This is a genomic window from Campylobacter sp. CNRCH_2015_0338h, assembly GCF_025772785.1.
GTDB lineage: Bacteria > Campylobacterota > Campylobacteria > Campylobacterales > Campylobacteraceae > Campylobacter_D.
The window spans coordinates 183,483-201,236 of record NZ_JAKMST010000002.1 but is presented as its reverse complement, the minus strand read 5'-3'; the positions used below and the strand labels follow the sequence as shown (position 1 = coordinate 201,236).

The window sequence follows — 17,754 nt, the reverse complement described above, 5'->3', positions numbered from 1 at the left end:
AGCTTTTATAGACTAAAAGCAAAAATCATTCCAAAATATTTATGCAATTTTGTTTATCTATAAGTATATCTTTTTATAGTAAATTTTCGAAATTTTTAAAGCCACTTTCAAGCGAAACTTTTTTTTCTAGTGTTTTTAAAAAATCTTTTTTTGTCATTTCTTTAGCGCCCATAAATTTTAAATGCTCATTAGGCACTTGACAATCTATTAAAAAATCATATGGTTTTAAAAGCTCACAAAGTCTTATTAGGGCTACTTTTGAGGCATCTTTTTTAAGACTTATCATGCTTTCGCCAAAAAATATTTTACCTATGATAAGTCCATATAAACCGCCGATTAAAACATCATTTTCATAAACCTCAACACTATGAGCTAAATTTTGCTCAAAAAGCTTTGTATAAACTTGTATAAATTCTTGACTTATCCAAGTTTTTTTTCTTTTTGCGCAATGACTTATAAGAGAGTTAAAATCAAAATCAAGTCTTATTTCATAAGTTTTTAAAGCTTTTTTTATGCTTTTTTGTATACGCACTTCATCGGGTAAAAGCACCATTCTAGGAGAAGGGCACCACCAAGTAACAGGATTACTAGTCCATGGAAAAAGCCCTAGACGATAAGCATGAGGTATAAAGTCTACTTCTAGCTTTTCGCTAATAAAAACAGGCGCATCATCAGGACTTTTTAAAAGTTTAGAATACAAATTCGATTTTTTCATTTTTGGAAAGTTTGAGTTTTAATTTACCACCATTTTTTAATTTTCCAAACAAAATCTCATCGCTTAATCTCTCTCCTAATTCTTCGGCAATAATGCGTTTTAATAATCTGACTCCAAAATCTTTATTATTGGTTTTTTTAGCAAGAAATTCTTTTACTTTTTTATCAGCTTCTATGGTGATATTATTTAAATTTTTCGCCATTAAATCTAGCTCTTTTTGGACGATTTGTTCTAAAATTTCTTGATTTAAGTCATTAAAATGAATGATTTTATCAATACGGTTGATAAATTCAGGCGCAAAAAAATCTTTTATGGCTTTATTGCTTTTTTCTTTATCGCTGCTTAAAAAACCAAGCTCATTACTTTCTTTTAAGCCTAAATTGGAGGTCATAATGATAATAGTATTTTTAAAATCAGCTTTTAATCCACTATTATCCGTTAAACTTGCATTATCAAAAATTTGTAAAAAAGTATTAGTTAAATCAGGATGAGCTTTTTCTATCTCATCAAATAAAACTACGCTAAAAGGATTTTTTCTAATACTATTACTAAGCAAGCCACCATCTTCATAGCCCACATAACCTGCTGAAGTTCCTATGAGTTTGCTCACATCATGTTTTTGTGAGTATTCACTCATGTCAAATCTTTCAAGATTAAGATTTAAAATTTGTGCTAAATTTTTCGCAAGTTCGGTTTTACCAACCCCGCTTGAACCGGTAAATAAAAACACGCCTTTTGGGGTGTTTTTACCTTTTAATCCTGCATAGCTTTGTTTTAAAATAGAACATAAAGCTTTAATAGCTTCATCTTGCCCAAAAATGTTTTGTTTTAAATCATGCTCTAAGTTCTTAAGAATTTTACCTTGATCACTTTCATAAATTTTATGAGAATGCGTCATCTTTGCTAAAGTATTTTCTAAATCTTTTACTTTTACTATTTTTTTACTTTTTTTATCTTCTAAAGCAAAGCTTGCACCAAGCTCATCGATTAAATCAATCGCGCTATCTGGTAAAAATTTATCATGTAAAAATTGTTTTGCTAATTTTATACTTGTTTGTAAAATTTCATCACTGATTTTGATTTTGTGAAAATTTTCATATTTGCTTTTTAAGCCTTGTAAGATTAAAAAACATTCTTCTTCGCTTGGCTCATCTATATCAATTTTTGCAAATCTTCTACTTAGGGCTTTGTTTTTATCAAAGGTGTTTTTATATTCTATAAAAGTAGTTGCTCCTATGCATTTGATGTTGCCATTACTTAGTGCAGGTTTTAATAAATTTGACATATCTGCATGACTTTCATTACTTGCGCCAGTTCCTACTATGGTGTGAATTTCATCTATAAATAAAATAGCATTAGGGATATTTTCTAATTCTTTTATGATATCTTTTAATCTTTTTTCAAAATCACCCCTGTATTTTGTCCCTGAAAGCAAGCTCGCCATATCAAGACTATAAATTTTTGAGTTTTTTAAATGTTTTGGTACTTTTTCTTCAGCTATAGCTAACGCTAGTCCATCTATAATGGCACTTTTACCAACACCTGGCTCACCAACTAAAATAGGATTATTTTTTTTGCGACGGCTTAGAATTTGCATCATTCTTTCAAGTTCAAATTTCCTACCTATAACAGGATCTATTTTGCCTTTTTTTGCAAGCTCAACTAGCTCTATGGTATGGGTTTTTAAATTTTCAAATTCAGCATTTTGTAACAATTCTTTTATTTTTTCTTCTTCTATTAGGTGCTTTTTTAAGATATTATAAGAATAAGCTTTTTCTTCTTTGCAAAGTGCAATGATAAAATCAATCACACTTGTTTGATTTTTTGCATTTAGCTTGTGTAATATATTTTCCAAGATCACAGAAAAAATAGGTTCTATTTCTTTTTTTAAAATTTCGTTATTTTTAGCCAAGTAGTTTTTTAACTCATTTTCAAAGCCTTGTAAATCACCATCTCCGATTTCTTCAAGCAGATTTTTAAAGTCATTACTAAGTTTAACTAAAGCAAAAAGTAAATGCTCACAAGTGATAAATTCATGATGATTGATAAAGCTTAAATGTCTTGCATTTGGTATAAATGAGTCAATTAATTCTTTATATTTCATTGTTCTTCTATCCTTGTTTGGAGTGGAAAATCATTGTTTTTTGCTGCCATGTCAACTTGCTGTTTTTTGCTAAGTGCAATTTCTTCTGTGTATATGCCACAAACTCCACTTCCTTGATGATGGATTTCAAGCATAATTGCACTTGCTTTTTCAAAATCATGATGAAAAATATTCATTAAAATTTCAATTACAAAATCCATAGTGGTAACATCATCATTTAAAAGCAAAACCTTAAACATTTTAGGTTCTGCTAGTTTTTGTTGCTCTAAAATTTCACTTTTTAGACCCATTTAATATCCTAGTAATATCTTCTTGCATAATCTCAGTAGAAACTTTCCCAAGATAATATTTCACATAATTTTTTGAGTCTTTGTTCCAAAAGTCTGTTAAATCTTGATAAATACCATCTTTTAAAACTACTTTAAAAGGAAGTTGCTCCATGCTTTGATAGTTGATATCTTTTAAAGCTTGTGCGACAATTCTATCATTTTCTTTAGAATTGCTTAAAAAATAATATGCCCCATATTTAATAGCAAAATCTTTTACAGTTTGATCGCTTACATTTTCAAAATGACTAAGCCCCATGATGATAAAATTATCTGTATTTTTTTGCCACAAGCTTGTTAGATGGGTAGCTTCTTCTTGGCAAGGTGTGCAAAAGGTTCCAAAAAAATCAAACATTAAAATTTTATTCTCTTCACCCTTTACCACAAAACCATTTTGTGTCCTTACTAATGTTTTTTCGCCGCCATTGACACTTTTTAAAAGAATTTCATCGCCTATTTTATACTCAGCAAATGCAAATTCGTTTTCGATTTTTTCTTCACTTGAGCAAGCATTTATTAAAAATGCAAAAGCAAATGTAAAAAATAAATAAGTAATTTTTTTCATCAAAATCCTTTTTTAATAATGATTTTTCATAGCAGTTCTTGCCTCAAGATCTGCTTGTTTTTTCTTTAAACTTTCTCTTTTATCGTGTAAGTTTTTTCCTTTAGCTAAGGCTATTAAGACTTTTGCTTTATTTTTTTCATTAAAATAAAGTTCTAATGGCACTATAGTAAAGCCTTGAGTGCTAATTTTACCAAAAAGCCTATCGATTTGCTTTTTGTGCATTAAAAGTTTTCGTGCGCCTTTTTCATCATGCTTATAAAAAGAATGTGTAGTACTAAGATGAGAAATATGAGCATTAAGTAAGAAAATTTCACCTTTGATAGTACGCACAAAAGAATCTTTTAAATTTGCTCTACTAGCTCTTAATGCTACCACTTCAGAACCTTTTAAAACAATACCTGCTTCAAATTTTTCCAAAATTTCATAATCAAAAAAAGCTTTTTTGTTTTTTACTATAGTTTTTTTCATCATTTAGCCTTAAAAACTCCACTTCCACTTCCACTTAAAAAATAAGCCTCATCAAGAAAAGTTTGCATTTTAGGATAAATTTTTACACAAGGAGCAAATAAGTCGTTTAAATCAGTATTTTTATACTCTAAAATTTCACTTGTTTTAAGTGTTTTAAGTGTTTTGGACAAATTTAAATTTGCTGTTAAATCATATGAGTTTTTATCAAATGCTTTATATACTTTTGCACTTGAGCATTCAATAGTAGGAAAAGTAAAATCAAGTTGAGTAAAATCATCTTCAAAATATTCTACAATCTCGCCACACCCGCTAACATTTGCACTATCATATCCACTTAAAAAAAAGATTAAATCAGAACCGAGTTTTTGGCAGATTTGTTCAAGTTGTTGTTGGTTAAGTTTTAAATTTAAAGCTTCGTTGATCATAAGCAAAAATGTCACTGCATCGGTGCTACTTCCACCAAGGCCTCCGCCTATGGGAATGTTTTTGATAAGTTTTAAACTTTTGTCTTTAAAAAAATCATTTAATTCATTAGAAAATCCTAAATTTTCTAATTCTTTATAAGCTTTATGTATGATGGTATCTTGAGTAAAATTTCCAGTGATTTCAAACCCTTCTTTGGTTTTTTCATCACTAAAGCTTAACTCATCAAAAATATCTCTTAATAAAACAAAGCGTGATTGTAATAAATGATAAGATCTTGAGTCAATTCCTATGATTTTTAAAAAAATATTAGCTTTTGCGTAAGCTTTCATTTTTTAAGCTTTTTACTCAGATCATCAAGTTTTATCGTTTCATCACTAATTGCATGTAAATTTTCACTTTTTACTTGCTCGATAAGCTCTTTGCGTAGTATCATTAAAGACTTTGGAGCTTCGATGCCTATTTTAGCATAGCCTTTGCCTGTTTGAACTACTTTGATTTCTATATCATCTCCGATTTTTATACTTTCATTTTCTTTTCTTGATAAAATTAACATTTTAATACCTTATTTAAATAATATTGCACTTGATTATCTTGGATAGAAATGATAGAAAAAAAATCTTTTTCTTCTAAAATATAGCTACCTTCTTCTTGAATTTCCAAATCGTCCAAAAATATTTTTTGTCCATTGTGTAATTTTTGGGGGTATTTTATCGTATTTTTTCTAAGATTTAAATAAGCTAAAGGATTTAACTCTTTTTCATTTTCGTAAAAAAACTTTCCCTCACTTAAGCGCTCTAATGAGCTTAGCGTGGCTTTAATACCAAGTTTTCTGGCAAATAATTCACAATAAGAGCGTATATAAGAACCCTCACTAACTGCTATTTCTATAGTCAAAAAAGGATGGTTGTAATGTAAAATTTTAGTATAAAAAATTTCCATAACACAGGGCTTTAAATTGACTTCAAAACCTCTTTTTGCAAGCTCATAAGAGCGTACTCCATCTATTTTTTTTGCACAAAATGCGGGTGGGGTGTAGGTGATTTTACCTAAAAGTTTATTTTTAATTTGTTCTAAAATTTGCTCATCAAAAGCATTTATAAGATTGATTTCTTTGATATTTTGATTATCAAGACTTAGTGAATGTACGCCTAGCCAAAGTGTTGCTTTATAAACCTTTGGATTTTTATCAAAAAAGCGAAAAAGTTTTGTGTATTGATCAAAGGCTATGAGTATAACACCTTTTGCAAAAGGATCAAGTGTTCCTGAAAAACCTGCTTTTTTATTTTTATATTTTTTCTTGAGTTTACCTAAAAAAGCATTAGAACTCATTCCGCTTGGTTTGTAAGCTACAAAAAGTTTATTCATATCACTTTTTCCACAAAACTTGACATTATCATTCTTTCTATGCCTCCAAAATTAATTGTGAGTTTTTCTTCAGCTCCTATTTTACTTACCCCAGTGACTCTGCCTATGCCAAAAATTTTATGTTTGATTAAATCGCCTTTTTTATAGCAATTTTTTTGATGATCTAGTGTTAATTCTTTTTTGATTACATTGCTCTCGCCAAAAAATCTACTTTTTTCTAATCTTGTGCGACTTCCTTTATAAAATCTAGAATTAGCATAGCTTAAATAAAGTTTTTTCTTGGCTCTAGTGATTGCTACATAAGCAAGTCTTCTTTCTTCTTCTATATTGCTGGATTCGCTAGTGAGTGGGAAAAATCCTTCTTCTAAACCTATGATAAAAACATAATCAAACTCAAGTCCTTTGCTTGCATGAATACTCATAATACAAATACTTTCTTTATCAAGTCCATCTTGCTCATTAAGTAAAGAAATTTCATTTAAAATATCATCTAAGCCATTATAATTTCCATGAGTGATTTTATCTTTTAAGTTAGCATAAAGTTCATCTATGTTTAAAAGTTTATCTTCACCTTCTGGGTTATCTTTATAAAATTCTTTGATTTTAAATTCTTCTTCTAAGGCTAAAATCATTGCAAGCAAATCATCTTTTTCTTTGATTTTGTGTATGCTTAGTATGAATTTTTCTAATTCTTTGTCTGTTTTTTTGCTAAAAAATCCACTTCCTTGCAAAGCACATAGGCTTTCAAATAAAGACAAATGATTTTCTTTGGCATAATTTTCTAGCTTTTCTAAACTTGCATTACCAAAATTTCTTTTAGGGCGGTTGATAATGCGTTTAAAAGAATAATCATCATTTAAATTTGAAAGTAATCTTAAATAAGAAATGATATCTTTAATCTCAGCTCTTTCATAAAAACGAATTCCACTTAGCAATTTAAAAGGAATTTTTTCTTTACTAAAAGCTTCTTCAAGAGCGCGAGATAGGGCATTTACTCTATAAAGTATGGCTATTTCACTAGGATTAATCCCTGAGTTTAAAAGTTTTGAAACTTCTCTTGCAACCTTAAAACTTTCAATTTTTTCATCATCATTTTGCAAAATTGTAATTTCTTCGCCCTCATCTTTGGTGCAAATTAAAGTTTTTCCTAGTCTTTTTCTATTATGCTCTATAAGCTCATTTGCAGCTTGCAAAATAGCGCTAGTTGAGCGATAATTTTGCTCTAGTTTGACTAATTTTACATTATTAAATTGCTCTTTGAAATTTAAGATATTTTCTATTTTAGCCCCGCGCCAACCATAAATACTTTGATCATCATCGCCCACCACGCAAATATTTTCATGAGACGTGCAAAGTTTTTTTAGAATTTGATATTGTAAGGCATTGGTATCTTGATACTCATCTACTGTTATATAAGTATATTTTTGACTTTGCTCTTTTGCAAATTGTTCATCTTCTAAAATTTTATTAGTTAGCATGAGTAAATCATCAAAATCCATAAAATTATTTTGGATTAAAAAATGCTCATATTGCTCATATAAATGAATGATTTCTTCGTAATTTTTGTTTTTTTCGTCTTTTAAAAATTCTAATTCTTTGCGTATTTCTTGAGCGCTTTTGCTTTGATTTTTAAAATTTGAAATATAAGCACCTATGCTTGCTAAAGAGCTTTGCAAATTTTCGCTAGCTAAATCTTTTAGTATTTTCTTTTTATCATCTGTATCAATAATGACAAAATTATTTGCTCTATTAATTCTTTCGCTATAAAGTCTTAAAAATAACAAGCCAAATTTATGAAAAGTACATAAAAGGGGATTGTGTAAATTTTGATCTTGTAAAAGTGCTAAGGCTCTTGTTTTCATTACATTAGCAGCTTTATTTGTAAAGGTTAGTGTGAGGGTATTTTGCGCAGGAATGCCTACATGATCGATTAAATAGGCAAGTCTAGTGGTAATGGTTTTAGTCTTTCCACTACCTGCACCTGCTAGTATCAGCATAGCTCCATCAATATGCATGATAGCTTCTTTTTGACTATCATTTAAACCTTTAAAAAAACTCATTTTTTAAATAAATCTTTATTGTTGGGATTATTTAAAAAAGCATTCATGGATTTTTCTTTTAATTTTTGATCATTTTGCTTTTTGAAATAGTTTGAAAAATTAACAAAAATGATATTATCTTCAACTTGAATTTGAGTAATTGCCCCTAAATCCACTTTCACAAAGGTTGCAAAATCATCAGGCCCAAAACCTGCATGAAATTCTATATGTTCATTTGTTAAAACTATGGATTTAAAAGTATAGCCACCAAGAGCAAAAAGACAATAAGGATTTTTACTCACTACATCTAATTCTGGTGGCAAAGGAGGTTCGAGTGTAACAAATTTAGTATTTACAATGATATTAAACTCAATATCTTCTTGGATTAAAATTTGCAAACACTCATAAATGCTTTTTTGCATTAAACTTATAAAATTTTTATTATTTAAAATTTTATCAATCATTGCTTAGCCTTAAAAATTCATCTACTAGTGTTCTAACTTGCTCTAAGCCTATATTCCAAAACTCATCACTTTCTATATCAAAGCCAAACATAGCTACAAGTTCTTTTGGACTTTTACTTCCCCCGCTACTTAAAAACTCAATATAAATTGAAGTAAAATCAGGACATTTACCACTTTTGTATAGACCATAAAGCGCTAAAACTAAAAGTTGTGCATAAGCATAAGCATAGCAGTAAAATGGAGAGTGTATAAAATGCGGTATATAAGAATACCAAAGGCCATAATTTTTGGTTAAAACTACGCTATCTTGAAACATTTTTTTTGATTCTTCAAGCCAAATTTCACTTAGTTCTTGAGCGCTTAGTTCTTCTTTTTTAGCATGAAATCTGCGTTCAAAAGTAGTAAAATTAATCTGTCTATAAAGAGTAGCAAAAATATCTTCAATCTTTACCGCATATAAAGATAAAAGCTCTTCTTTGTTTAAATTTTCTTTAATATAATCAAAAATCAACATTTCTGCAAACACTGAAGCAGTTTCTGCTGTAGTTAGTGGTGTATCTTGATTTAAAAAACTTACTTTATAAGAAAGTTTTTGATGTATAGTGTGACCTAGCTCATGTGCTAGGGTGAAAAGATCACGTCTTTGGTTAGTATAGTTTAAAAGTATGAAAGGATGGCTTAGTGGTGTACTTGAGTGAGAAAAAGCACCGCTTTGTTTAAATTCTTTAGGGTAAACATCAATCCAATTATTCTCAAAAGCTTCTTTTGCTATCATATAAAAATCTTTAGAAAATTTTTCAAAGGCTTTTAAAACTATATCTTTTCCTTGATCAAAATCAACTTGCATTTCTTTTCCAATAGGCGCATAACGATCATAATCTTTTAACTTTTTATACCCTAGAATTTTTTTCTTTGCATTGTAAAATTTAGAAACGATATCAAAGCTATTTTCGCTAGCGCTAATAAGCGCATCAACACTTTTTTTAGAAATTTGATTTCTTATATGTCTTGGAGTTTCAGGACTTTCATAGGATCTTAACTCGCAAATACTAGCAAGTTCACTTTTAATCATATTGAAAATATATACTAAAAGTTTGTTTTGCTTTTTTAAAGTTTTACTAAAGCATTTTGAAGCTTTTTTTCTAATGCTTCTATCTTTATCATAAAGCTTGCTTAGAATTTCTTCCTCGCTTAATTTTTGCCCTTCAAAATTAAATTTTAAAGCACTAAATGTCTCATCAAATAATCTTGCAAATGCATTTGAGCCTGTACTTGATAGAGCTAAGATGACTCTTTCTTCTTTTTTGGAAAGATTGTGTTTTTTGTGTTTGATAAGATTGTTTAAATAAAACTCATAATCTTTGCAAAATGTGATGAAAGTTTTACTTTTTTCTTCTTTTAATTCGCAAAATTCAAGGTCAAAAAATAAGAGATTTTCTTCTATTTTTTTACTTAAATTTTCATATTTTGCATAAAAAGCACCTTTTGTGGTATCTTGAGCAAAATTTAAATACACATAGGTTAGTATGTGAGAAAGTTTTAAGATCAATTCTTCATAATTTTTTAAAGCTTGTAAAAATTGCTCATTGCTTAAACCATGAAGATTATTTTCATATTGTTTTTTAAATTCACAAGCTTTTTCTTGGGTTTTTTGTAAAAAAAGATTTAATTCTTGCTCATCTTTAAATAATATACTTAAGTTCCAATTTTGCATGATTTTAGCTTTCTAAAATGAGTTTTTTTAATACAGCCATTCTAATGGCAACACCATTTTTAACTTGAGTTAAAACCTTACATCTTTTATCAGCCATTACTTCATCGCTAATATCAATGTTTCTATGCACAGGGCCTGGGTGCAAGATAATGAGATTTTTATCTTTTATTAAATTTTTACTAATGCAAAAATCATTTGCGTAATCTTTAAGCGATGCATAGGTTGGAATATTGTGTCTTTCAGTTTGTGTTCTAAGACTCATGATAATATCAACATCATCAATGATTTCTTTTAATTTATTTGTTTTTTTAATAGGATAATTTGGCATAAAATGAGGTGGGGCTACTAGGGTGATATCAATACCAAAACGAGGTAATAATTCTAAATTTGAAGCAGCAACGCGTGAGTTTTTAATATCTCCTACTATGGCTATTTTTTTACCTTTGACATTATAATCAAAATGTTCCATTATAGTAAAAAGATCAAGTAAGGCTTGGGTAGGATGAGCATGTTTGCCATCGCCTCCATTAACTATAGGACAATGAGTATAATTTGCTAAAGTATGAGGCACACCTGAGTTTTTGTGTCTAACTACAATAGCACTTGGTGCCATTGCATCTAAATTCGCAGCAGTATCAAAAAGTGTTTCACCTTTACTTGAGCTACTTCTTGAAACATCTAATTTTAAAACTTTAGCACCCAGTCTTCTTGCAGCTGTTTCAAAGCTTGATTGAGTGCGTGTTGAATTTTCAAAGAAAATTGTTGTGACACTTTTTCCTTCTAAAAATGTACGCGGTTTTTCATCTAAAAATTCTTTTGCTTCTTTAAATAAAGCCAAGATTTCATCATTGTTAAAATCTTTTGTAGTGATTAAATGTCTCATAAGCCCTCCTTAAATTTTTAAATTAAGCTCATTATCTGAACAAATGGCGCTAAATAAAACGTCTGTTGAACTATTTAAAGCTGTTTCAACGCTATCTTGAATAACCCCTATGATAAAACCAACCGCAACTACTTGCATAGCTATGTCATAATCAATATTAAACAAAGAGCAAGCAAGTGGTATAAGTAAGAGTGAACCTCCAGCAACCCCGCTAGCTCCACAAGCTGCAAATGCAGCTAAAACACTCAAAAGCATAGCTTGCAAAAAATTTATTTCAATGCCTACTGTGTGAGCTGCTGCAAGACTTAATATAGCAATGGTTACAGCTGCTCCTGCCATATTAATCGTAGCTCCTAGTGGAATGGAGATACTATATAAATTATTATTGATATTTAATTTAGAGCAAAGTGCCATATTTACAGGGATGTTTGCTGCAGAACTTCTTGTAAAAAATGCAAAAACAGCACTATGTTTTAAGCAAATAAAAATCAAAGGATAAGGATTTTTCTTCGTATAAGCAAAAACAATTAAAGCATTAATCACAAAGGCTACAAAAAACATGGTTAAAACTAAAATTATTAATAATTTAATATAACTTAAAAGTCCTGCTGCTCCTGTTTGGGCAACTGAATTTGCTACAAGTCCAAAAATTCCAAAAGGAGCAAGCTTGACTATAAATTTAACGATTTTTAACACACCTTCGTTGATATCGGTAAAAAGTTGTTTTGCGTCATTTGAGCAATGCCTTAGAGCAAAACCCCCACCTATAGCCCAAGCTAATATGCTTAAATAATTTCCTGAAGATAAAGCATGGATAGGATTATCTACTATTTGAAAAAGTAAGGTTTTAAATACTTCGCCTATGTGTGCAGGGCTTGTAGTGGAAGCTTTTTCAATATCGGTTAATACTAATTCTATGGGAAAGACAAAGCTTATACTAACCGCGCTTAAAGAAGCTAAAAAAGTTCCAAATATATATAAGAAAATGATATGTTTTATTTTCTCACTTCCATGATTAAATTCTTTTGTGCAAATAGTTGTTAAGATTAAGATAAAAACCAAAATTGGCGCTATAGCTTTTAAAGCTCCTGTAAATAAAGCACCAAAAATATTTGCAAAAATAGCTAAATCTTTAGAAAAAACACCTACTAAAATTCCTAAAATAATACCTATGCAAATTTGTAAAATAAGATTTCCATCTTTATAGCGTTTGATTGCACAAGAAAATAAACTCATTTTTTACCTTTTTTGTAGTGATAAATTTTTAATTTATTCTAACAAAGTAAAGCTTAAATAAGCTTTTTTATTTTTAAGCTAGCTTATGTTAAAATAAAGCTAGAATTTTTATGATAAGGAATATTAAAAAATATGTATTTGTTTACTTCTGAAGTTGTTAGTGCAGGACATCCTGATAAATGTGCTGATATTATAGCTGATTCTATAGTGGATGCTTTTTTAACTCATGATAAAGATTCAAGGGTTGCTAGTGAGGTTTTTGTAGCAGGAAATAAAGTAGTAATTGGTGGTGAAATTAAATCAAAACATAAACTAGAAAAACAAGATTATGAAAATATTGTAAAAAAAGCTCTAGCAGATATTGGCTATGATGGGCATCCACATTTTAGCAAAAAACAATGTTTACATCCTGATGATTTAGATGTAATGGTATTTTTAAATGAACAAAGTCCTGATATCAATCAAGGTGTTGATCAAGAAGATGGAGAGATTGGAGCGGGTGATCAAGGGATAATGTTTGGTTTTGCAAGTAATGAAGCAAAAGAATATATGCCAGCAGCTATTTCTTATGCTAGAATGCTTTGTGATAAAGTATATGAGTTTGCAAAAAACAATCCTGATAAACTTGGAGTGGATATTAAAACTCAAGTTACGATTGATTATGTAAATAAAGAAAATTTTGAAAATTGCAAACCTCAAAGTATCCATACTATTGTAGTTTCAGCTCCTTGTGTTGAAAGTATGAAAATAGAAGATTTAAGAGCTTTGGTGATGGATTTGATTTTGGATTCAAATTTACCAAAAGAGCTTTTTTGCCCAGAAAAAACAAGAATTTTAATCAACCCAACGGGAAAATATGTAAATCACAGCTCGTTACATGATAGTGGTTTAACAGGAAGAAAACTTATAGTAGATAGCTTTGGTGGTTATGCTCCAATAGGCGGAGGAGCACAATCTTCTAAAGATTATACTAAGGTTGATAGAAGTGGGCTTTATGCAGCAAGATGGCTTGCTAAAAATATCGTAGCCGCAGGTCTTGCTAAAAAATGCATAGTGCAGCTTTCTTATGCTATAGGTGTAGCTAAACCAACTTCTGTTAGTGTGGATTGTATGGGGACAAACACAAGATTAAATGATGATATTTTAAGTGATTTTGTGATGAAAACTTTCCCATTAACTCCAAATTGGATTAAAAATAAATTCAATCTTGATAAACCAAGCAAAGATACTTTCATGTATGCTAATGTAGCTGCTCGTGGTCAAGTAGGTCAAGCTGATTATCCTTGGGAAAAATTGGACGCTCTTGATGAATTTAAAGCATTATAAAATGAAGCTTTTAAGCTTCATTTTGCTTTAAAAGTTTTTCTTTTATCTTTAAAATCAATATCTCTTTTGATTTAATTACAGCATTTTCTTTTCCATTAACTGCATGATATATACTTACATTATAATTATTTGCATAAAAACGCATTAGAAAATTTTGTAATTTATACTCACTTGAAAAATTAAACCAAGCATTGTTTGAAATGGCTATGATGATCTTTGAGTGCTTGTAAAGTTTTTCTTTAGTTGCTTCAAAGCAGATAGCATTAGTGATGAGTTGATTATTTAGAGTGTATTGATTTAATTCCTTTCCTTTTGAAAATTCATCAATATTTAAAAGATATTTTTTAAAAAAGGTTTTAAATATAGGAATTTCTTCTCCAAAAGGTACAAGATAGTGTTTGTTAAAAACTTGTATGTTGCCATTGTTAAATACATAAGTGCTATTATATAGATGATTAGGTGTGGTGCTTATAGCACCTGTGATGATGATGATTGGTTTTGATAAATCTTTTAAAGCTTGCAAATAACTTGGAGCTTTATTTAAAGCAAAGGCAAAAGCTGTTTCAGGAAAAATAATTGCTTCTTTGCCTTCTTTTATGGCCTGATTGATTTGATAAAATATATCTTTAGAATGAGTTTGTAAATTTTCTTGTATGAATTTTTGATCTTGGGAGATATTAGTTTGAATTAATTTATAGTCTAAATTTAGTGTTTGTGGTTGTTTTTGATTATACTGAGCTCCGATTAGAATAAGGATTAAAATGATTGCTATTTTATAATATCTTGAAATGTATTTTTCATAATAAAAATAAGCAATCAAAAACATAGCTATAATGCCTTGATAACTTGCATCAAAGATTCCATATACGCTTAAAACACCCCAATTTAGCCAATCAAATCCAAAAGGATGAACAAAACTAAGTAAAAAAATTCCACAAAGTCTTAAAAAATCATATTTAAGAAAAAAACATACTAAAAATAATAATCCATAAATTAATCCGATTAAGATAATTTCTAAAGGAATTAAATAAGCTAAATCAAAATAAATTGATGATAAAGCTATCCACCAAAACCATAAAATTCCTACAAAAAATCCGGTATAAAAATATCCTATTTTACTTTTATTTCTTAGCAATAAAATCAAACCATATATACTTAAAAAAGGTGAAATAAATTCAAAAAGTAAATTTTCAAAAAAAGAAAAATAAATAAAATTTGACAATAAAAGTGCAGAAAAAAAGGCTTTTATTATTTTAAAAGTGGTAGAATTAGAATTTATGAATTTTAAAAAAAGGGGAAGAAATGGCAGAAAACGGAAATATTTGGACTTCATTGTTGCCTCTCATTGTGCTTTTTGCGATTTTTTATTTTTTGGTTATCAGACCACAACAAAAACAAGCAAAAGACCACAAATTAATGGTTTTATCTTTAGAAAAAGGAGATAAAATCATCACAAATGGTGGGATAATTTGCGAGGTGGTAAAACCAGAAGAGGATTTTATCAAAGTTAAGCTTAATGATGAAAATGTAGTTGTAAAAATTTCTAGAGATTTCATAGCAAAGAAAATTGATGCGTAGTGGAAAAATTACTTATAGAAGTATTATTTTCTTTGTAGTTTTTCTTATAGGATTAATTTTTTCCATACCTTCTTTTATGCAAACCCAAAGTGGTGCTAAGATCAACCTAGGACTTGATTTGCAAGGTGGGTTGCATATGTTATTAGGTGTAGAAGTAGAAGAGGCGGTTAAGTCAAAGGTTAAATCTATAGCCTCTTCTCTTAGTTATTCTATCAATAAAGAAGATATTATTGTTGATAAAATCAAAGTAAATGATACTAGTATTGAATTTAGTTTATTAGATGAAAATGATATAGCTAAGGTTGATTTGTTATTAAAAGACATTAAAGGCTTGGCTATTACACACGAAAATTTACACTACACACTTTCTTTAACCCAAGAAGAAATTAAATTAACTCATGAACAAGCTATTTTACAAGCTGTAGAAACCATTAGAAACAGACTTGATCAATTTGGCCTTGCAGAGCCAAATGTAGCAAGATCAGGTGAGGATAAAATTTTAGTCGAACTTCCAGGTATTAAAACTGCTGCAGATGAGGCTAGAGCTAGAGAGCTTATCGCAAAAGCTGCACATTTGCAATTAATGGAAGTAGATGATGTTAGAATGGATCAGGTAAATAATCTTACTCCAGCTCAAGCTGCTGAATATGGAGACTTGATTTTTGAAGATGCAAAAAATCCTCAAATTAAATATCTAGTAAAATCTATACCTATTCTTGATGGCTCTATGTTAACAGATGCAAAAGTAGGCTTTGCACAAAGTAATAATCTTCCTGTGATTAATTTTACCTTAAATTCAGAAGGTGCGAAAAAATTTGGAGATTATACTGGGAATAATGTAGGTAAACGCTTAGCTATAGTTTTGGATAATAAAGTATATTCAGCTCCAAGAATTAATGAAAGAATAGGCGGGGGTAGTGGCCAAATTAGTGGCAGTTTTACTGTTGAAGAAGCTCATGATGTGGCCATTGCTTTAAGAAGCGGGGCGCTTTTAGCACCGGTTAAAATGCTTGAAAAAAGAAGCGTTGGACCATCTTTGGGTGCTGATAGTATTAAAATGAGTATGATAGCCTTAGCAGGTGCTTCTATATTAGTTATTGCATTTATGGTGATGTATTATGGTATAGCAGGAATTTTTGCTAATATTGCTTTAGTGGCAAATATTTTAGTGATTATTGCTGTAATGGCTATGTTTGGAGCAACTTTGACTTTACCTGGTATGGCAGGACTTGTACTGACTGTGGGTATGGCAGTAGATTCTAATGTTATTATTAATGAAAGAATTAGAGAATTGTTACGAGAAGGTGCTAGCATAAGGCAAAGTGTTGAAAATGGTTATAAGCATGCAATGAGTGCGATTTTAGATTCTAATATTACTTCGCTTATTACTTCAGTGGTGCTTTATGCTTATGGAACAGGTGCGGTAAAAGGTTTTGCGGTGACTTTGAGTATTGGGATTTTAGTTTCGATGATTACTTCTATTGTTGGAACTCATGGTATGTTTGAAATGTTTATGAACCGTATGGAAAAAAGCAATAACACAAGATTATGGTTTGGATATAGGAGACCTTAATGCAATTTTTTAGTCAAAAACATGTTTATGATTTTATGAGAATGAGATTTGCAGCCATCTCTTTGTCTTTTATTTTATTTTTTGGTTCTATTTTTATCCTTTTTACTAAGGGTTTGAATTTTGGTATTGATTTTACCGGTGGAACTTTGGTGCAACTTCAATATGAGCAAAAAGCTCCTTTGGCTGAAATTCGCAAAGCTTTAGCTATTAATGAAAATTTAAAAGGTGCTAGTGTTACTGAATTTGGTAGTGCTAATGAAGTGATTATTCGTTTTTCAGGAAGTAGCGATAGTTTAGGAAGTGATATTGGAGTAAGTATTGCAAATTTATTAAAAGATACAGGTAAATTTGAAGTGCGTCGTGTGGATGTAGTAGGTCCAAAAGTAGGAGATGAACTGCGCAATAAAGGTCTTATGGCGGTTGGAATTTCTTTGATTGCTATTTTGATTTATTTGGCAGTAAGATTTGAATGGCGTTTTGCTATGGCTTCTATTGTGTGTGAAATTCATGATATAGTCATTACTTTAGGTGCTATTGCATTGTTCGAAATAGATGTAAATTTAGATATTTTGGCGGCTGTTTTAACCGTACTTGGGTATTCTTTAAATGATACGATTATTATTTTTGATAGGATTAGAGAAGGTGTTAAAACAAGTAAAAATTCAAAACTTGATTTAATTATTAATGAATCAGTTTCAGCTACTTTATCAAGAACTACTTTAACAACGGGTTTAACTTTAATTACTGTTGTAGTGCTTTATTTTTTTGGTGGATCTATGATAGAAGGTTTTGCTCTAACTATGATAGTAGGTATTGTAGCAGGTACTGCAAGTTCTATATTTGTAGCAAGTCCAGCACTTTTATGGTTTAAATTTAGTGTTGCGCAGTATCGTCAAAAAGAATTAGAAAAAGTTAAGAAAAAACAAGAAAAAGAGAAATTAAGAGCGATGTATGAAAAAGGAACAGTGTAAA

Annotated in this window: 18 protein-coding genes; 4 read left to right on the top strand and 14 right to left on the bottom strand. The window is 29.7% G+C overall.

The window, feature by feature from the left end; translation table 11 throughout:
- Nucleotides 1-73 precede the first annotated feature (73 nt).
- From aat to sstT, 13 genes are read right to left on the bottom strand one after another with little or no spacing between them, the layout of a single operon-like run.
- On the bottom strand, nt 74-715 hold the full coding sequence (gene aat / locus L8X30_RS02355) for a leucyl/phenylalanyl-tRNA--protein transferase (RefSeq protein WP_263678800.1): 642 nt from the start codon (nt 713-715) through the stop codon (nt 74-76).
- A complete protein-coding gene (locus tag L8X30_RS02350) occupies nt 690-2,819 on the bottom strand; it encodes an AAA family ATPase (RefSeq protein ID WP_263678798.1) in 2,130 nt (709 codons plus the stop codon). Before L8X30_RS02350 ends, aat begins: the two co-directional genes overlap by 26 nt.
- Nucleotides 2,816-3,109, bottom strand: coding sequence for an ATP-dependent Clp protease adaptor ClpS (locus L8X30_RS02345; RefSeq protein WP_263663090.1), 294 nt, complete (start codon nt 3,107-3,109; stop codon nt 2,816-2,818). Before L8X30_RS02345 ends, L8X30_RS02350 begins: the two co-directional genes overlap by 4 nt.
- Entirely contained in the window at nt 3,093-3,710 is a 618-nt protein-coding gene (locus tag L8X30_RS02340) for a thioredoxin domain-containing protein (protein WP_263678797.1), read from the bottom strand. The genes L8X30_RS02345 and L8X30_RS02340 overlap by 17 nt, the downstream gene beginning before the upstream one ends.
- 12 nt (nt 3,711-3,722) lie before the next feature.
- Entirely contained in the window at nt 3,723-4,178 is a 456-nt protein-coding gene (gene smpB, locus L8X30_RS02335) for an SsrA-binding protein SmpB (RefSeq protein WP_263678796.1), read from the bottom strand.
- A complete protein-coding gene (locus tag L8X30_RS02330; RefSeq protein ID WP_263678795.1) occupies nt 4,178-4,933 on the bottom strand; it encodes a 4-(cytidine 5'-diphospho)-2-C-methyl-D-erythritol kinase in 756 nt (251 codons plus the stop codon). Before L8X30_RS02330 ends, smpB begins: the two co-directional genes overlap by 1 nt.
- A complete protein-coding gene (gene csrA / locus L8X30_RS02325) occupies nt 4,930-5,157 on the bottom strand; it encodes a carbon storage regulator CsrA (RefSeq protein ID WP_012661763.1) in 228 nt (75 codons plus the stop codon). The genes L8X30_RS02330 and csrA overlap by 4 nt, the downstream gene beginning before the upstream one ends.
- Nucleotides 5,151-5,969 carry a tRNA pseudouridine(55) synthase TruB gene (truB, locus tag L8X30_RS02320; RefSeq protein WP_263678794.1) on the bottom strand — a complete coding sequence of 273 codons (819 nt, stop codon included), beginning with the start codon at nt 5,967-5,969 and terminating at the stop codon, nt 5,151-5,153. Before truB ends, csrA begins: the two co-directional genes overlap by 7 nt.
- Entirely contained in the window at nt 5,966-8,029 is a 2,064-nt protein-coding gene (locus L8X30_RS02315) for an ATP-dependent helicase (RefSeq protein WP_263678793.1), read from the bottom strand. The genes truB and L8X30_RS02315 overlap by 4 nt, the downstream gene beginning before the upstream one ends.
- Complete coding sequence (locus L8X30_RS02310) at nt 8,026-8,472, bottom strand: hypothetical protein (protein WP_074691700.1); 447 nt, start codon at nt 8,470-8,472, stop codon at nt 8,026-8,028. The genes L8X30_RS02315 and L8X30_RS02310 overlap by 4 nt, the downstream gene beginning before the upstream one ends.
- The gene (locus tag L8X30_RS02305; RefSeq protein WP_263678792.1) at nt 8,465-10,186 is read right to left on the bottom strand and encodes a M3 family oligoendopeptidase; all 1,722 of its coding nucleotides are present in this window, start codon (nt 10,184-10,186) and stop codon (nt 8,465-8,467) included. The genes L8X30_RS02310 and L8X30_RS02305 overlap by 8 nt, the downstream gene beginning before the upstream one ends.
- A gap of 4 nt (nt 10,187-10,190) precedes the next feature.
- Nucleotides 10,191-11,069 carry an aspartate carbamoyltransferase catalytic subunit gene (locus L8X30_RS02300; protein WP_263678791.1) on the bottom strand — a complete coding sequence of 293 codons (879 nt, stop codon included), beginning with the start codon at nt 11,067-11,069 and terminating at the stop codon, nt 10,191-10,193.
- A 9-nt stretch (nt 11,070-11,078) separates the two neighbouring features.
- The gene (gene sstT / locus L8X30_RS02295; RefSeq protein ID WP_263678790.1) at nt 11,079-12,305 is read right to left on the bottom strand and encodes a serine/threonine transporter SstT; all 1,227 of its coding nucleotides are present in this window, start codon (nt 12,303-12,305) and stop codon (nt 11,079-11,081) included.
- 132 nt (nt 12,306-12,437) lie between these two features.
- Here sstT and metK point away from each other — a divergent pair, with 132 nt between their 5' ends.
- Nucleotides 12,438-13,631, top strand: coding sequence for a methionine adenosyltransferase (gene metK, locus L8X30_RS02290; RefSeq protein ID WP_263678789.1), 1,194 nt, complete (start codon nt 12,438-12,440; stop codon nt 13,629-13,631).
- A gap of 10 nt (nt 13,632-13,641) precedes the next feature.
- On the opposite strand, the gene L8X30_RS02285 is transcribed toward metK, so the two are convergent.
- Nucleotides 13,642-14,964, bottom strand: coding sequence for an apolipoprotein N-acyltransferase (locus L8X30_RS02285; RefSeq protein WP_263678788.1), 1,323 nt, complete (start codon nt 14,962-14,964; stop codon nt 13,642-13,644).
- On the opposite strand from L8X30_RS02285, the gene yajC reads away from it, so the two are divergent.
- From yajC to secF, 3 genes are read left to right on the top strand one after another with little or no spacing between them, the layout of a single operon-like run.
- Nucleotides 14,934-15,209, top strand: a complete 276-nt coding sequence (yajC, locus tag L8X30_RS02280) for a preprotein translocase subunit YajC (protein ID WP_012661754.1) — start codon at nt 14,934-14,936, stop codon at nt 15,207-15,209. The two genes, L8X30_RS02285 and yajC, sit on opposite strands and share 31 nt — an antisense overlap.
- The gene (gene secD, locus L8X30_RS02275; RefSeq protein ID WP_263663100.1) at nt 15,202-16,782 is read left to right on the top strand and encodes a protein translocase subunit SecD; all 1,581 of its coding nucleotides are present in this window, start codon (nt 15,202-15,204) and stop codon (nt 16,780-16,782) included. Before yajC ends, secD begins: the two co-directional genes overlap by 8 nt.
- The gene (gene secF / locus L8X30_RS02270) at nt 16,782-17,753 is read left to right on the top strand and encodes a protein translocase subunit SecF (RefSeq protein WP_039618682.1); all 972 of its coding nucleotides are present in this window, start codon (nt 16,782-16,784) and stop codon (nt 17,751-17,753) included. Before secD ends, secF begins: the two co-directional genes overlap by 1 nt.
- Nucleotide 17,754: the final 1 nt, after the last annotated feature.

Bases quoted from the DNA above. Each gene is read 5' to 3' on its own strand.
- L8X30_RS02350 (WP_263678798.1), bottom strand. From the start codon at position 2,819: ATGAAATATAAAGAATTAATTGACTCATTTATACCAAATGCAAGACAT.
- secD (WP_263663100.1), top strand. From the start codon at position 15,202: ATGCGTAGTGGAAAAATTACTTATAGAAGTATTATTTTCTTTGTAGTT.
- smpB (WP_263678796.1), bottom strand. From the start codon at position 4,178: ATGAAAAAAACTATAGTAAAAAACAAAAAAGCTTTTTTTGATTATGAA.
- L8X30_RS02330 (WP_263678795.1), bottom strand. From the start codon at position 4,933: ATGAAAGCTTACGCAAAAGCTAATATTTTTTTAAAAATCATAGGAATT.
- L8X30_RS02310 (WP_074691700.1), bottom strand. From the start codon at position 8,472: ATGATTGATAAAATTTTAAATAATAAAAATTTTATAAGTTTAATGCAA.
- L8X30_RS02285 (WP_263678788.1), bottom strand. From the start codon at position 14,964: ATGAAGTCCAAATATTTCCGTTTTCTGCCATTTCTTCCCCTTTTTTTA.
- L8X30_RS02340 (WP_263678797.1), bottom strand. From the start codon at position 3,710: ATGAAAAAAATTACTTATTTATTTTTTACATTTGCTTTTGCATTTTTA.
- csrA (WP_012661763.1), bottom strand. From the start codon at position 5,157: ATGTTAATTTTATCAAGAAAAGAAAATGAAAGTATAAAAATCGGAGAT.
- L8X30_RS02305 (WP_263678792.1), bottom strand. From the start codon at position 10,186: ATGCAAAATTGGAACTTAAGTATATTATTTAAAGATGAGCAAGAATTA.
- truB (WP_263678794.1), bottom strand. From the start codon at position 5,969: ATGAATAAACTTTTTGTAGCTTACAAACCAAGCGGAATGAGTTCTAAT.
- secF (WP_039618682.1), top strand. From the start codon at position 16,782: ATGCAATTTTTTAGTCAAAAACATGTTTATGATTTTATGAGAATGAGA.
- metK (WP_263678789.1), top strand. From the start codon at position 12,438: ATGTATTTGTTTACTTCTGAAGTTGTTAGTGCAGGACATCCTGATAAA.
- yajC (WP_012661754.1), top strand. From the start codon at position 14,934: ATGGCAGAAAACGGAAATATTTGGACTTCATTGTTGCCTCTCATTGTG.
- sstT (WP_263678790.1), bottom strand. From the start codon at position 12,305: ATGAGTTTATTTTCTTGTGCAATCAAACGCTATAAAGATGGAAATCTT.
- L8X30_RS02345 (WP_263663090.1), bottom strand. From the start codon at position 3,109: ATGGGTCTAAAAAGTGAAATTTTAGAGCAACAAAAACTAGCAGAACCT.
- L8X30_RS02300 (WP_263678791.1), bottom strand. From the start codon at position 11,069: ATGAGACATTTAATCACTACAAAAGATTTTAACAATGATGAAATCTTG.
- aat (WP_263678800.1), bottom strand. From the start codon at position 715: ATGAAAAAATCGAATTTGTATTCTAAACTTTTAAAAAGTCCTGATGAT.
- L8X30_RS02315 (WP_263678793.1), bottom strand. From the start codon at position 8,029: ATGAGTTTTTTTAAAGGTTTAAATGATAGTCAAAAAGAAGCTATCATG.